The 13,717-nt window shown below is 66.3% G+C and carries 17 protein-coding genes and 1 other RNA gene; 7 read left to right on the top strand and 11 right to left on the bottom strand.

What is annotated here, in order from left to right; genetic code table 11:
- Positions 1-151 precede the first annotated feature (151 nt).
- Positions 152-514 carry a DUF4288 domain-containing protein gene (locus tag AC13FN_RS15270; protein ID WP_043400269.1) on the top strand — a complete coding sequence of 121 codons (363 nt, stop codon included), beginning with the start codon at positions 152-154 and terminating at the stop codon, positions 512-514.
- Between the two features lie 74 nt (positions 515-588).
- On the opposite strand, the gene AC13FN_RS15265 is transcribed toward AC13FN_RS15270, so the two are convergent.
- Positions 589-1,272 carry a hypothetical protein gene (locus AC13FN_RS15265; protein WP_019338777.1) on the bottom strand — a complete coding sequence of 228 codons (684 nt, stop codon included), beginning with the start codon at positions 1,270-1,272 and terminating at the stop codon, positions 589-591.
- Between the two features lie 108 nt (positions 1,273-1,380).
- On the opposite strand from AC13FN_RS15265, the gene AC13FN_RS15260 reads away from it, so the two are divergent.
- The 3 genes from AC13FN_RS15260 to AC13FN_RS15250 all read left to right on the top strand — a co-directional run bounded on the left by AC13FN_RS15260 (position 1,381) and on the right by AC13FN_RS15250 (position 4,268).
- Positions 1,381-2,199: an SDR family oxidoreductase gene (locus AC13FN_RS15260; RefSeq protein ID WP_019338776.1), complete on the top strand. Its 819-nt coding sequence runs from the start codon at positions 1,381-1,383 to the stop codon at positions 2,197-2,199.
- A 93-nt stretch (positions 2,200-2,292) separates the two neighbouring features.
- Positions 2,293-3,285 (top strand): YiiG family protein, encoded by a 993-nt coding sequence (locus AC13FN_RS15255; RefSeq protein ID WP_197579230.1) that lies wholly within the window; start codon positions 2,293-2,295, stop codon positions 3,283-3,285.
- Positions 3,286-3,302: 17 nt separating this feature from the next.
- Positions 3,303-4,268: a YiiG family protein gene (locus AC13FN_RS15250; RefSeq protein WP_482984724.1), complete on the top strand. Its 966-nt coding sequence runs from the start codon at positions 3,303-3,305 to the stop codon at positions 4,266-4,268.
- A 65-nt stretch (positions 4,269-4,333) separates the two neighbouring features.
- Here the strand turns inward: AC13FN_RS15250 and AC13FN_RS15245 are convergent, their stop codons facing one another.
- The gene (locus AC13FN_RS15245) at positions 4,334-5,206 is read right to left on the bottom strand and encodes an ion transporter (RefSeq protein WP_054172451.1); all 873 of its coding nucleotides are present in this window, start codon (positions 5,204-5,206) and stop codon (positions 4,334-4,336) included.
- Between the two features lie 63 nt (positions 5,207-5,269).
- Between AC13FN_RS15245 and AC13FN_RS15240 the strand changes: the two genes are divergently transcribed.
- Positions 5,270-6,496: an acetylornithine transaminase gene (locus AC13FN_RS15240; RefSeq protein ID WP_010484016.1), complete on the top strand. Its 1,227-nt coding sequence runs from the start codon at positions 5,270-5,272 to the stop codon at positions 6,494-6,496.
- A 93-nt stretch (positions 6,497-6,589) separates the two neighbouring features.
- Here AC13FN_RS15240 and AC13FN_RS15235 read toward each other — a convergent pair whose 3' ends face one another.
- Positions 6,590-7,192, bottom strand: coding sequence for an HAD-IA family hydrolase (locus AC13FN_RS15235; RefSeq protein ID WP_482984723.1), 603 nt, complete (start codon positions 7,190-7,192; stop codon positions 6,590-6,592).
- 123 nt (positions 7,193-7,315) lie between these two features.
- Here AC13FN_RS15235 and azu point away from each other — a divergent pair, with 123 nt between their 5' ends.
- Positions 7,316-7,765, top strand: a complete 450-nt coding sequence (gene azu, locus AC13FN_RS15230; RefSeq protein WP_043400276.1) for an azurin — start codon at positions 7,316-7,318, stop codon at positions 7,763-7,765.
- Between the two features lie 70 nt (positions 7,766-7,835).
- Here azu and hemL read toward each other — a convergent pair whose 3' ends face one another.
- Positions 7,836-9,125 (bottom strand): glutamate-1-semialdehyde 2,1-aminomutase, encoded by a 1,290-nt coding sequence (gene hemL / locus AC13FN_RS15225; protein ID WP_054172449.1) that lies wholly within the window; start codon positions 9,123-9,125, stop codon positions 7,836-7,838.
- A gap of 16 nt (positions 9,126-9,141) precedes the next feature.
- Complete coding sequence (gene thiE / locus AC13FN_RS15220; protein WP_054172448.1) at positions 9,142-9,768, bottom strand: thiamine phosphate synthase; 627 nt, start codon at positions 9,766-9,768, stop codon at positions 9,142-9,144.
- 67 nt (positions 9,769-9,835) lie between these two features.
- Between thiE and AC13FN_RS15215 the strand changes: the two genes are divergently transcribed.
- Positions 9,836-10,027 (top strand): rubredoxin, encoded by a 192-nt coding sequence (locus tag AC13FN_RS15215; RefSeq protein WP_012512010.1) that lies wholly within the window; start codon positions 9,836-9,838, stop codon positions 10,025-10,027.
- 78 nt (positions 10,028-10,105) lie between these two features.
- Here AC13FN_RS15215 and AC13FN_RS15210 read toward each other — a convergent pair whose 3' ends face one another.
- The 6 genes from AC13FN_RS15210 to ssrS form a co-directional block, all read right to left on the bottom strand.
- A complete protein-coding gene (locus AC13FN_RS15210; RefSeq protein ID WP_010484022.1) occupies positions 10,106-10,951 on the bottom strand; it encodes a SirB1 family protein in 846 nt (281 codons plus the stop codon).
- Positions 10,952-11,145: 194 nt separating this feature from the next.
- Positions 11,146-11,589 (bottom strand): DUF192 domain-containing protein, encoded by a 444-nt coding sequence (locus AC13FN_RS15205; protein WP_049437177.1) that lies wholly within the window; start codon positions 11,587-11,589, stop codon positions 11,146-11,148.
- Positions 11,590-11,610: 21 nt separating this feature from the next.
- Positions 11,611-12,258 carry a ribose-5-phosphate isomerase RpiA gene (gene rpiA / locus AC13FN_RS15200; protein WP_006389802.1) on the bottom strand — a complete coding sequence of 216 codons (648 nt, stop codon included), beginning with the start codon at positions 12,256-12,258 and terminating at the stop codon, positions 11,611-11,613.
- Positions 12,259-12,280: 22 nt separating this feature from the next.
- Positions 12,281-12,760, bottom strand: coding sequence for an EVE domain-containing protein (locus AC13FN_RS15195; RefSeq protein ID WP_054172447.1), 480 nt, complete (start codon positions 12,758-12,760; stop codon positions 12,281-12,283).
- A complete protein-coding gene (locus AC13FN_RS15190) occupies positions 12,757-13,350 on the bottom strand; it encodes a 5-formyltetrahydrofolate cyclo-ligase (protein ID WP_054172446.1) in 594 nt (197 codons plus the stop codon). Before AC13FN_RS15190 ends, AC13FN_RS15195 begins: the two co-directional genes overlap by 4 nt.
- 83 nt (positions 13,351-13,433) lie before the next feature.
- Positions 13,434-13,619, bottom strand: a non-coding RNA gene (gene ssrS, locus AC13FN_RS15185) — 6S RNA.
- Positions 13,620-13,717: the final 98 nt, after the last annotated feature.

The following is a 13,717-nucleotide window of genomic DNA, read 5'->3' as shown; positions in this document are numbered from 1 at the left end:
GCCATGCGTGGATGCGGTTTGTGATCCGCGGGCTGCTCAACGGCTAAACGGCTCATTGCCCAGTGCCGCATGAATGTGGATTCCATCGGCAGCAGAAGGCTCGCGACATCCAAACCAGGGACAATCCGCAAGAGAATGATCGAGGTGATGCATGTGGTATTGCGCGCACGCAATTTTCTATTACGAGAGCCCAGGCCAGGGCTCGTTCCTGGTGCATGAGAACGTGTACCTGATCAGTGCCGACAACGATGAACACGCTCTTGAGAATGCAGAAGCGCTTGCTTCCGGGTATGAGGATCTGACCGGTCGCCTGGTGGGTGAAGACGGTAGGCCGTACCTTTATCGATTCGCCGGAATCCGCAAGCTGATATCTGTGGAGCCTGGTCAGGACACCGCCGAGGGGCGCCTGCACTCCGGCGTGGAGGTCACGTACTCCGTGATGGCGGTGGATACGTTGGATCAGGTGAAACGGCTTGCCCGTGGTGATGGCGTGGCAGTGCTGTACCAGGAATAGAAATGTAGAGCCGAGCCATGCTCGGCTGCATTCAATGAGCCGAGCATGGCTCGGCTCTACAGGGGGCGGTGGCCTTACGGCGTCGCCGGCACCACCTGCTGGCCGATGAAGTTGCGCTTGGCGTCGAAGTCATAGGCAATCTGCAACTGCCCCACATCCGGGCAGGCGTGGCAGTCGCGCAGCGGCGTGCGGTACAGCAAACGGATGCCACCGTTCTCCAGCGGCGAGGCGCCGGCCGACTGCGCCGGTGCGAACGGCGTGGCTTGCGGGTTGGCCTTCAGCAGTTCCTGCACAGTGGGGTCGGCACGCAGGGTGTCGTCCAACTGCACGGCATCCACATCGATGCGCTTGCCGCTGGCATCAACCAGACGGGTACCTTCATTGGTGTTGGCGCGGAACGGATACTCGACCGTGGCAATGCCCAGTCCTTCGTTCTCGTGCCAGGCGGTCACATAGGCCAACTCACCGCCGGTGGACAACTGCTCGGCGGCGGTGATGGCCTCGGCACTGGCGCCACCGGCGCGCATCGCGTCGCGAAGGCAATCCCGGGTGGCCGCATTCTCGCCCTGGCGGCAGGCGTTGAGGTCGCCATCCCAGACCACCGCCTCGCTCCAGCGCATCTTGCCGTCGGCGGCGGCCTTCTCCGCACTTGGCGCGTCACCGGCGGGCGGCTCCTTGCCGGGTTCCGGCGAACGGCCCTGGCAGGCGGTCAGCAGGGCAAGCCCCAGGGCAGGCAGCAACAGGCGGGAACGGCGCATGGCGTGGACCTCGTGCGTTGTCTGGAGGCCCGAGTATCGTCAAGGGCGGGTGAACTCCGCGTCGGCGCGGCATACTAGCGGCTCATTGCATACGCTGGAGTGTGGAACGTGGGCAGTCTGCAGGGCAAAACGCTTTTCATCACCGGTGCCTCGCGTGGCATCGGCCTGGCCATCGCACTGCGCGCTGCGCGCGACGGCGCCAATGTGGCCATTGCGGCCAAGTCGTCGGTGCCGAATCCGAAGCTGCCGGGCACCATCCACACCGCCGCCGAAGCGGTGACGGCTGCAGGCGGGCAGGGCCTGGCGCTGAAGTGCGACATCCGCGAGGAAGAGCAGGTGCAGGCGGCGGTGGCGGCCACGGTCGACACCTTCGGTGGCATCGACATCCTGATCAACAACGCCAGCGCGATCTGGCTGCGCGGCACGCTGGATACGCCGATGAAGCGTTTCGACCTGATGCAGCAGGTCAATGCGCGCGGCAGTTTCCTGTGTGCGCAGGCCTGCCTGCCGTACCTGCTGCAGGCGCCGAACCCGCACATCCTGACCCTGGCACCGCCGCCGAGCCTGGAGCCGAAGTGGTGGGGCGCACATACCGGCTACACGCTGGCGAAGATGGGCATGAGCTTCGTCACCCTGGGCCTGGCCGCGGAATTCGGCCCGCAGGGCGTGGCGGTGAACGCGTTGTGGCCGCGCACGGTGATCGCCACCGATGCGATCAACATGATTCCGGGCGTGGATGCGGCCGGTTGCCGCACGCCGCAGATCATGGCCGACGCCGCACACGCGGTACTGGTGCGCGAAGCGGCGGGCTTCCACGGCCAGTTCCTGATCGACGATGAAGTGCTGGCGCAGGCCGGTATCACCGATCTTTCGGGCTATGCGGTGGATCCGTCGCGTCCGTTGTTGCCGGATCTGTTCCTGGATTGACCACGCGTCGCCGGAAGAGGCCGAGGGCTGCGACCCTCGGCCTGCTGCGCTAGAATGCGTGGCTGTAATCGTTTTCAACAGGGATGTGAACACATGTCACGCACTCTTTCCGTCGCGGCGCTGGCCGCTTCGTTGTCGTTGATCCTGACCGCCTGCGGTGGCAAGGCACCCGCAGCTGCGGGCGGCGCCGCTGCCTCCGGCACGCCGGACACCAGCGCGGCGCCGTCCGATACACAGCAGCAGTTGACCGCCAAGCTCAACGCCTACATCGGCTGCTTCAACGCGCTGGATTCGAAGACCCACGGCAGCATCCAGTCCTACACGCGCTGGATCAAGGACGTCGACGCTGGCCCGACCGGGCGCGAGACGCACGTGTACGGACCGTTCGAGATCAGCGATTACGACATGAAGCAGTGCGACGCCCCGGTGACCGGGGCGATCGCTGCCAAGCCGGCGCTGGCCGAACTCGATGCTGCTGCAGGCCATTACCAGCAGGCGCTGAAAGCGCTGGTGCCGGTCAGCAAGGACGCGCACGACTACTACGATCGCCAGGACTACGAAGACGACCAGTTTGCCAAGGGCAAGCAGCTGCACGCGCCCTTGATGGCCGCCTTCAAGGATTTCGTGGCTGCCAGCGAAACGTTCAATGCCGAGCTGGAGCGCCAGAACGACGCCGCCCAGCGCGAGCAGCTCAAGGCGCTGGAGCAGGCTGAGGGGCGCACGCGCGAGTACTACCGCCTGGCGATGATGCTGGAGGCCAAGGCCATCATGGATCTGATGAGCGAGGATGATTTCGATCAGGCCAAGGCCCGCGAACGCCTGGATGCCTTCAACCGCATTTCCGATGAAGCGCACGCCAAGGTTGCAGACCAGGAGCCGGGCAAGTCGGACTGGGAAGGCTTCGAACGTGGGGCCGAGAATTTCCGGCGCGAAGGCAAGGAGCGGCTGCAGCGCGTCAGCGAGAAAAAGCCTTACACCGATTTCGAACGACGCATGCTTGATTCGCCGTCGATGGCGCCGCGCGGTTCGGCCAGCAAGCTGATGCAGGAATACAACTCGCTCGTTTTCCAGAGCAACCGCCAGTGACCGGCGCACCAGTACTCATGCGAGAGACCAGGACGACGTCCTGTCTGCGTATCGCGCCGCTGCTGCTGATCGGCGCTGTGGCGGGCCTGAGCGGCTGCAACAAATCGGCAGGGCTGGGCGTGGCCGACCCCGGGCTGGAGAAGGTGAACGCCTACATCGAGTGCTACAACGGCGTTGAACAGCCCATCCACGAGGGCTTCCAGGCCTACACCAGCTGGATGAAGGACCCCGAAGCCGGCCCGACCGGCAAGGAAGCGCAGCCGCGTTCGCCCGGAAAGGTGCTGTCGCACCGCGTCGAGTACTGCGGCCAGCCACTGACCGACGCGCTGGCGAAGACCCCGGCACTGCCGGTGGATGGCCCCGCGCGTGACTATCAGCAGGCATTCCAGGCATTGAACACCCTGGTCGAGCGTGCCGATGGCTACTTCACCCGCGAGGACTATCGCCGTGATGGCGGTGAAGGGATGCGCAGCCAGCATGCCCCGCTGATGCAGGCCTACGCCGATTTCTTCAAGGCCAGCGAAGCGATGGATGTGGCGCTGGAAAAGAACGAGAACGATCGCCGTGCCGCGCAGCTGAAGCAGATCGAGGAAAGCGAAGGGCGCTCGCTGGCCTACTACCACCTTCGCCTGCTGGGCGACGGCAAGCGATTGGCCACGGCGTTCCAGGACGACGCACCGGACGTCGCGGCGCTACGCGCGCAGCTGGCTGACTATCAGGTACTGGTGACGGAAATCCAGAACGGCGGTGTCGGCAAGGACGACCCGATGTGGGGCCACGTGCAGCGTTCGGCGGACAAGCTGGTACGTACCGCGGGACGCGGCGTCGAGCGTCTGGAGCAGCACAAGCCGATCACCGCCGAAGCGCTGGCGGCAGAGCGGAAGGCGTCGGGCAGTTGGCTCACCACCGACCCGGAGGGAACGCAGTCAACGATCCTTGCCGCATACAACGATCTGGTGACCACCAGCAACCGCATGCGATGAGCAACGGCGCACGCATCCATGCGTAACCGCCAAGGGGTAGTGCCGGCCGCTGGTCGGCATGTGCCTCAATGGTTGAACGCATCCGGCAGCTTGCCGCCGCACTTGCGGCAGTGCAGTGCATCCGGTTCATGGCCTTCCAGCCCACAGTCCGGGCAGCCACGCGCATCGCGGCGCGCGGCCTGTTCGGCTTCACGCATGGTGCTGGCCAGTTCGGCGGTGTAGATGCCGGTGGGCACGGCGATGATGCTGTAGCCGATCAGGATCAGTACCGAGGTGACGAAGCGGCCGAGCACGGTCTGCGGCACGATGTCACCGAAGCCGACCGTGGCCATGGTCACCACCGCCCAGTACATGCTGGCCGGGATATTGGTGAAGCCGTGTTCGGGGCCCTCGATCACGTACATCAGCGCACCGGCGATGATGGTGATGGTGATCACCGTGAACAGGAACACCAGCACCTTGCGCCGGCTGCGCCACAGCGACGTCATCAACACGCCGCTTTCCTCGATGTAGCGGGTCAGCTTGAGGATGCGGAATACGCGCAGGATGCGCAGTGCGCGCACCACCAGCAGGCTCTGCGCGCCGGGGATGAACATCGACAGGTAGGCGGGCAGGATCGACAGCAGGTCGATGATGCCCCAGATGCTCACCGCATACCGCAGCGGGCGCTTGACCACCGCCAGCCGCAGCAGGTACTCGGCGGTGAAGATGATGGTGAAGCCCCATTCCAGGATGTACAGGCCGGTGGACCATTCGGCGTGCAGGTGCTGCACGCTGTCGATCATCACCACCAGGATGCTGGCGACGATCGCCACCACCAGGATCAGGTCGAAATTGCGCGAAGGGCGGGTGTCGTGGCGGTAGATGATGTCGAACCACCGACGGCGCCAGCCGGTCTCGGTGGCGGGGTTCAGCTGGGGGGCGGAAAACGGTCGCATGGGCGCATTGTGCCGCAGGGGTTCCGGCGCGAGAATGGGGATTCCTGAATCCTGCCGACTGCCATGACCGCCGCTACCGATCCGCTGATCTCCCTTTCGCACTATTACCTGCCGGTCTACAAGCCCCGCCAGGTGGTACTGGAGCGAGGCCAGGGCGCCCGCGTGTGGGACAGCCAGGGCCGTGAGTTCATCGACCTGGCCGCCGGCATCGCCGTGTGCGGTCTGGGCCACAACGACCCGGACCTGGTGGCCGCGCTGGTCGAACAGGCCGGCAAGCTCTGGCATACCAGCAACGTGTTCTACAGCGCGCCGCCGTTGCACCTGGCCGAGGAGCTGGTGAAGGCCAGCCGCTTCGCCGAGCGCGTGTTCCTGTGCAACTCCGGCGCCGAAGCCAATGAAGTGGCAATCAAGATGGTCCGCAAGTGGGCCTCCAGCCAGGGCCGCCCGGCCGACAAGCGCGTGATCATCACCTTCCGCGGCAGCTTCCACGGTCGCACCATGGGCGCCGTGACCGCGACTGCCCAGCCGAAGTACCAGGAAGGCTACGAGCCGCTGCCGGGTGGCTTCCGCTACATCGATTTCAACGATGAAGTGCAGCTGGAAACCGCGATGGCCGCCGGTGACGTGGCAGCGGTGATGCTGGAGCCGATCCAGGGCGAGGGCGGCGTGATGCCGGCCAAGTCCGGCTTCCTCAAGCGCGTGCGTGAGCTGTGCGACCAGCACAACGCGCTGCTGGTGCTGGATGAGATCCAGGCCGGCATGGGCCGCACCGGCACGCTGTTCGCGCACTGGCAGGACGACGTGGTGCCGGACATGGTCACCCTGGCCAAGGCGCTGGGTGGCGGCTTCCCGATCGGTGCGATGCTGGCCGGCCCGAAGGTGGCTGAAACCATGCAGTTCGGTGCACACGGCACCACCTTCGGTGGCAACCCGTTGGCCGCTGCGGTCGCACGCGTTGCGCTGCGCAAGCTGGCCTCGGCGGAGATCGCCGCCAATGTCAGCCGCCAGTCGAAGGCGCTGCGCGATGGCTTTGCGCGCATCAACGAAGAATTCGGCGTGTTCAGCGACGTGCGTGGCCGTGGCCTGATGCTGGGCGCGGTGCTGAGCAAGGACTTTGCCGGCCAGGCTGGCGCGATCCTCGACCACGCCGCCGAGCAGGGCCTGCTGACCCTGCAGGCCGGCCCGGACGTGCTGCGCTTCGTGCCGTCGCTGAACATCACCGACGAAGAAGTGGCCGAAGGCCTGAAGCGCCTGCGCGCAGCGATTGCTGCGTTCATTGCCGCGCGCTGACGCCGGCAGAGGCATCTGTAGAGCCGAGCCTACGCTCGGCTCATCGCGATGTCAGGCAACAGGAGCCGAGCATGGGCTCGGCTCTACAGCGCGTCACGTGATCCGATAGCGCTTCAACACCTTGCCCAATCCCCGGCCATCGCGCACGGTTTCCGCGTGCAGGCCGGCAGCGCGTGCCCCGCGCACATTGGCGAACAGGTCATCAACGAACAGCGTGTGCGAAGGGGCCACGCCGAGTACCTCAAGCGTGCGCAGGAAGACTTCCGGTGCGGGTTTGCGCAGGCCGAAATCGGCGCTGCTGAACACACGCTCCCGCAGGGCCGGGAACAGTTCCGGCAGCAGGGTGGGCAAGGCCTGCCGCATCAGCGCGCCGTTGTTGGTCAGCACCGCCATCGGCAGCTGCAGGGGCTGCAGCCGCTGCAACACGGCAGCCTGCGGATGGCTGGCGGCCCGCCGTGCCGCGGTCCATGCAGCCACATCGACCGTCGTGCCCAGACGCTCCCCCAGCTGCGCCAGATAGGCCGGGCCATCCAGCGTGCCATTGTCATGCGCCGCTTCCAGTCCGCTGTCATACAGCGCGGCCTGCACGGCCTGCGCCGGAACCTGCAGCGCCTGGGCCAGGTGCAGCACGCGTTGCGCGCGCTGGTACTGCACCAGCACGCCATCCACATCCAACAGCAACAGATCGATCCGCATCGGCCGAGCATGCCATTGCAGTGAACACGCGGGAAACCCTGGAGCAGCCATGCGACAGACGGTCGCAGACGCGGCCACAGGGGCCTGCCTAGAATGGCGCTTGAATCCGCAGGAGATGCAACGATGAAGGCTTGGAGGGTGGCAGTGGGACTGGGCGCGCTGATGCTGGCGCCGTCGGCGATGGCGCGGGTGTGTGCGGTGAGCATCGACAGCACCGACCAGATGAGCTTCAGCAGCCGCGAGATCAAGGTCGCCGCCGACTGCACCGCCGTGGACCTGACCCTGCGCCACACTGGCAAGCTGGCCACTACCGCCATGGGCCACAACTGGGTGCTGACCCGCACCGCCGACTACCAGCCGGTGGCGATGGCGGGCATGCGCATGACCCTGGCCGACAGCTACCTGCCGAAGGCCGACAAGCGCGTGCTGGCGCACACCAAGGTGATCGGCGGTGGCGAGACCACGCGCGTGCGTTTCTCTACCCAGGGCCTGCAGAAGGGCGGTGACTACACCTTCTTCTGCTCGTTCCCGGGCCACTTCGCGATGATGAAGGGCAAGTTCGTCTTCGGTTGAAAAAAGGGGACGGAGGGGATTAAGTCGTTTGTGCACAAACGACTTAATCCCCTCCGTCCCCTTTTTGCGATCAGCCCTTGGCGGCCTTGAACGCCACGCGTGCAGCGGCCAGCGTCGCTTCGATCACGGCATCGTCGTGCGCGCTGGACAGGAAGCCGGCCTCGTACGCAGACGGTGCCAGGAACACGCCCTGGTCCAGCATTGTGTGGAAGAAGCGGTTGAACGCCGGAATGTCACAGGCGGTGGCCTGCGCGTAGGTCTCCACCTTCTCGCTGGTGAAGAACAGCCCGAACATCGCGCCCACGCGGGTGGTGGTTACGGCCACGCCGGCGTCGGCAGCGGCGGCTTCCAGGCCTGCACACAGGCGTGCCGTGCGCTCGGCGAGGTCGGCGTGGAAGCCCGGCTGCTGGATCAGCTCCAGCATCGCCAGGCCAGCGGCCATTGCCACCGGATTGCCGCTCAGCGTACCGGCCTGGTAGATCGGGCCGGCCGGTGCGATCTGCTGCATCAGCTCGCGGCGACCGCCGTAGGCGCCCACCGGCATGCCGCCGCCGATGATCTTGCCGAAGGTGGTCAGGTCCGGGGTGATGCCGTAGTGCGCCTGCGCACCGCCCAGGGCGACGCGGAAGCCGGTCATCACTTCGTCGAAGATCAGCAGCGCGCCGTGCTTCGTGCACAGTTCACGCAGATGCTGCAGGTAGCCTTCGCGCGGCGGAATGCAGTTGGCATTGCCGACCACCGGTTCGATGATCAGGCCGGCGATGTCGTCACCCTGCTGCTCGAACAGCGCAGTCGCGGCTTCGAAATCGTTGTAGGGCAGGGTCAGGGTCAGCTCGCTCAGGCCGGCCGGGACGCCTGGCGAGGTCGGCACGCCCAGCGTCAACATCCCACTGCCGGCCTTGACCAGGAACGAGTCGCCGTGGCCGTGGTAGCAGCCTTCGAACTTGACGATGCGGTTGCGGCCGGTGGCGCCACGCGCCAGCCGGATTGCCGACAGCGTGGCCTCGGTGCCGGAGTTGACCATGCGCACCATCTCGCACGACGGCACCAGCCGGGTGATGGTTTCGGCCATGGTCACTTCGGCCGCGCACGGCGCACCGAACGACAGCCCGTTGTCGATCGCCTTCTTCACCGCCTGGCGCACCGCCGGGTGGTTGTGGCCGACGATCATCGGGCCCCAGGAACCGACGTAGTCGATGTAGCGGTTGCCGTCGACGTCGTACAGGTAGGCGCCGTCGGCGCGTTCGACGAAGAACGGCTCGCCGCCAACCGACTTGAACGCGCGCACCGGCGAATTGACGCCGCCCGGCAGCAGCTGCTGGGCACGGGAGAACAGGGCGTGGGACTGGTCGTGGTTCATGCGGATTTCCTGGGCATTACGCGAACTGGGCGAGGTAGGCGCGCTGGGTCGCGACCGGGTCTTCGGCGGCGAACACGCTGCTGACCACGGCGACCAGATCGGCGCCGGCGTCGATGATGGGACCGACATTGTCCGGCGTCAGGCCGCCGATCGCCACCCGCGGCACGCCCAGTGCGGCGCTTTGCCGCAGCAGGTCGGTATCGGCGCGGCTGCTGGTGACCTTGGTGGTGGTCGGGAAGAACGCGCCGAAGGCCACATAGCTGGCGCCGGCGGCCACGGCCTTTTCGGCATTGGCCAGCTGGTCGTAGCAGGAGGCGCCGATGATGGCGTCCGTGCCGAGCAGGGCGCGCGCGCTGGGGATGTCGCCGTCGGTGCCGCCCAGATGCACGCCGGCCGCGCCCACTGCCTGGGCCAGCGCCGGGTCGTCGTTGATGATCAGCGGTACACCGTGTTCCGCACACAGTGCCTGCAGGGCGATGGCCTGTTCCTGCCGCAGCGCGTCGCTGGCGGTCTTGTTGCGATACTGCAGCCAGGTGGCGCCAGCGGCCAGCAATGGCGCGGTACGGGCCAGCAGGCGCGCGGTATCGGGCTCGTCCGGGGTGATCAGGTAGACGCCGCGGGGCGCCGGGGAAGCAGAAGTCATCAATGGCTACCGGTGCGTGGGCCGCGATGGGACAATGTCGGCCCGTGAATCCAGCCCTGATTATCCGATGAGCGATGCCACCCCCACCACCTTGCGCACCTGGATGTGCGTGGTCTGCGGCTTCCTTTACAGCGAAGCGGAAGGCTTGCCGGAGGAGGGCATCGCGCCGGGGACGCGCTGGGAGGACATCCCCGAGACCTGGACCTGCCCCGATTGCGGGGTGACCAAGGCCGATTTCGAGATGGTCGAAGTCGATTGACCGGTGGGGCCTGCAGGCCCTTCTGTGGGTGCGGACCGTTGGGGTGGGTGTGGACCGTTGGTCCACACACCGACTCCCTCAATGCAGCCGCGGCACCGGCCCGCCGAGGTCGATCAGCTTCTCGCGCAGCCACTGCGCATCGCTGGCCTCGGGATTGCGCTTCAGGTACTGCCCCAGGTCATGGCGGGCGCCGGCCAGATACTCCAGCTGCAGATAGGCCAGGCCGCGATCCCGCAGCGCGTCGTCCTGCTCGGGGGCCAGCTTCAGCAGGCGATCGGCACTGCGTGCGGCACGGTCCCACTCGCCGGCTTCGGCGTAGACGCCGTGCAGGTTACGCAGCATGCGCATCAGGATCGCGCGCGCCGGCGCCGGGTCGAGGATCTGCGCCAGCACCTGGTCGTCGGGCATCTGCCCACCCAGGTGTGATTTGGCCCTCTCGCGCAGTTCGTCCACGTCCAACGGGCGGCCACCGTTGAACGGGTCCATCACCAGCACGCCGTCGTCCACCGGCAGGCGCACCAGGAAGTGGCCGGGGAAGGACACGCCATCGAGCGGAATGCCCAGCCGGCGCGCGACTTCCATCTGCACCAGCGCCAGCGAGATCGGGTTGCCCAGGCGCCGCTCGAATACCTGGTTGAGGTAGCTGTTGCGCGGGTCGTAGTACTCGTCGTGGTCGCCGCTGTAGCCCAGCTCGTCGAACAGGTGGCGGTTGATCGCCGCCATCTTCAAGGGGCTGTTGTCGATGCTGTCCACTTCCGAGCGGAGGTGGTCGACATGGCTCTGGATCAACGCGTCGTAGGTGGACGGCTGCAGATCGGGGTATTCATCGCGCGCGATCAGCAGTGCGGTCGGCAACAGTGGCAGCGCCTCGTCTTCGAGGTCGGCCAGTGCATCCCAGTCGGGGAGAGAGATCCGGTCCTGCATGACCACAGACTGGCGTCATTCGCAGGCGGTTTCAAGCGGTGCCGCGTGAAAAAGTCACGGCCTGGGTCGCTGGGCTTGTCGATGGGCTTCCGGTGGGTGTGGACCTTGGTCCACACCACAGCCAGCCAGCGCGCGGCAGGTCAGTGCCGACCAAGGTCGGCACCTGCCGGTTCTCCTCAATGCAGGGCGAGGATCTACTCGATGCCCGGGCCGAAAGTCAGCTGGGTGCCGTCCTTCAGCTGCAGCTTCTCGGCCTGGCCGGCGTTGAGCTCCAGCACATAGCGTGCAGGGCCGCCGCTGGGGTAGGGCGGGCACATATCGCCGGCCGAGCACGGCGGCACGTCGCGCTGCTGGCTGACCAGCTTGCGCTGGCTGTCGAAGTACAGGATGTCCAGCGCAAGCTTGGTGTTCTTCATCCAGTACGCCTGCATTTCCTCGCGGTCGTGGATGAACAGCATGCCGTGGTCGGCGGCCATCTGGTCGCGGAACATCAACCCGCGCGCGCGGGTTTCATCGTTGGTGGCCAGCTCGACCTGGTAGCGGGCGCCATCCAGCTCGACCCAATGGCGGGCCGCATCGGTGGCGCAGCCGGCCAGGGCCAGCAGCGGGAGCATCAGCAGCGAACGCAACAGCGACATCGTCAGGATCCTTCGAAAGGGTCAGAGCACGACCGGCGGCTCGCCGCCGACGATCACCACATCGGCGCGACGGCGCGCGAACAGGCCCACGCAGACCACGCCCGGCAGCTGGTTGAGCTCGCGCTCCAGCTTTTCCGGATCGGTGATCTGCAGGTTGTGGATGTCCAGGATCTGGTTGCCGTTGTCGGTGACCACGCCTTCGCGCCAGGTCGGCTGGCCGCCGGTCATGTCGCGGATCTGGCGGGCGACCAGGCTGCGCGCCATCGGGATCACTTCCACCGGCAGCGGGAATTTGCCCAGCACCGGCACCTGCTTGCTCGGGTCGACGATGCAGATGAAGCGCTCGCTGGCCTCGGCGATGATCTTCTCGCGGGTCAGCGCGGCACCGCCGCCCTTGATCAGGCACTTGTTGGCGTCGCACTCGTCGGCGCCGTCCACGTACAGCGACAGGTTGCCGCTGTGGTTCAGCTCGATCACCTCGATGCCGTGCTGCTTCAGGCGCGCGGTGCTCTGCTCGGAGCTGGACACGGCGCCCTTGATGCGGTGCTGGATGCGGGCCAGGGCATCGATGAAATAGGCCACGGTGGAACCGGTGCCGACACCGACGATCATGCCGTCTTCTACGTACTCGATGGCTTTCTCGGCGGCCAGGCGCTTGGCTTCGGACATGGGAGAACTCTCAGGCAGGGAATCAGGATTTCTTTTCCAGCGACAGCAGCAGCTTCCACTGCGCGGCGGTCACCGGGAACACCGACAGGCGGTTGCCCTTGGCAACCAGCGGGAAGCCTTCACCGAGCGCTTCGGCGTGCAGCTTGATCTCGTCCAGCGCGATCACCTGCTTGAGCTTGCGGTCGAAACCCACGTCCACCAGCATCCAGCGCGGGTTCTCGCGCGTGCTCTTGGGGTCGTGGTAGTCGGATTTCGGATCGAACTGGGTGTCGTCCGGGTAGGCCGTGCTGGCCACCGTGGCCAGGCCGACGATGCCCGGCACCTTGGTGTTGGAGTGGTAGAACAGGATGCCGTCGCCCACCTGCATGCCATCGCGCATGAAGTTGCGCGCCTGGTAGTTGCGCACCCCGTTCCAGGGTTCGACCTTGACCTTGGCCAGGTCATCGATGGAGAAGGCGTCCGGTTCGGACTTCATCAGCCAGTAGCGCTTGCGGGCGGTCATGCGTTCACGGGGGCAGCGGAGGGGAACAGGGTGCCGTCTTCGGTGCAGATCGCATCCACCGGCACGTCCCACGACGCCACCGGCAAGGACTCGACCTGCTGCACCGCGAATGCAGCACCGACCAGCCAGGGCGGCGCCGGCCGGTCGTGGCGGAAGGCGAAGCTGCGATCATACCAGCCGCCCCCCATGCCCAGCCGCCGGCAGTGCGTGTCGAAACCCACCAGCGGGGTCACTACCAGCGCCATCTGCGCCGGTTCCAGGGTGTCTTCCACCGCCACGTCCGGCTCGGGAATGCCATAGCGGTTGCTGGTCAGCGGCTGCCCGGGGCGCCACGGTGCGAAGCGCAGCACGTCGCCCGCCAGTACCGGCAGGCAGTAGGTGAGGCCTTCGGGCAGCTGCAGCTGCCAGCGGTGCAGGGCGATTTCGCCATCCAGCGCCCAGTAGCCGGCCACGGCGCCTTCGCGTGGGGCGAACGGCAGGGCGAGCAGGGCATCGGCAAGCGATTCGGCGGCGGCGATGCGCTCAGCGGCGGAAAGGTCGCGGCGGCGTTGCCGCAGGTCGTGGCGCAGGGCCTGGCGCGGGTCGGTCATGGCAGCGTGCGGCAAGGATCAGCCGTCATTGTGCCGGAAAGAACAAGGGCGACGCCCGAAGACGCCGCCCTTGCTGGAATATTGCATTCTCCGCAATGTCGATGCATGCGAAACGACCTTGAACCCGGGGGCTCAAGTGGGAACGCTGGAGCACCATCGGGCTTCCCGCTACAAGGCGGACCTGCACTCCCGGCGCTGTCGCGCTCCCGGTGTCGTTCTTAAGGGACAAGGCGAATGTTTGCACATGCCGTCGAGTACCGCAGAGAACGCGTGGCCATTATAGCCAGCACGCAGGATCTGGATAGGCCGTTCGTCGGCAACAGTCCGTGCCAATTCAGATATGAGAAAAGGGGACGGAGGGGATTAA

Source organism: Stenotrophomonas sp. 115C5, from assembly GCF_056861055.1.
This window is presented reverse-complemented; position numbering and strand designations above follow the sequence as displayed.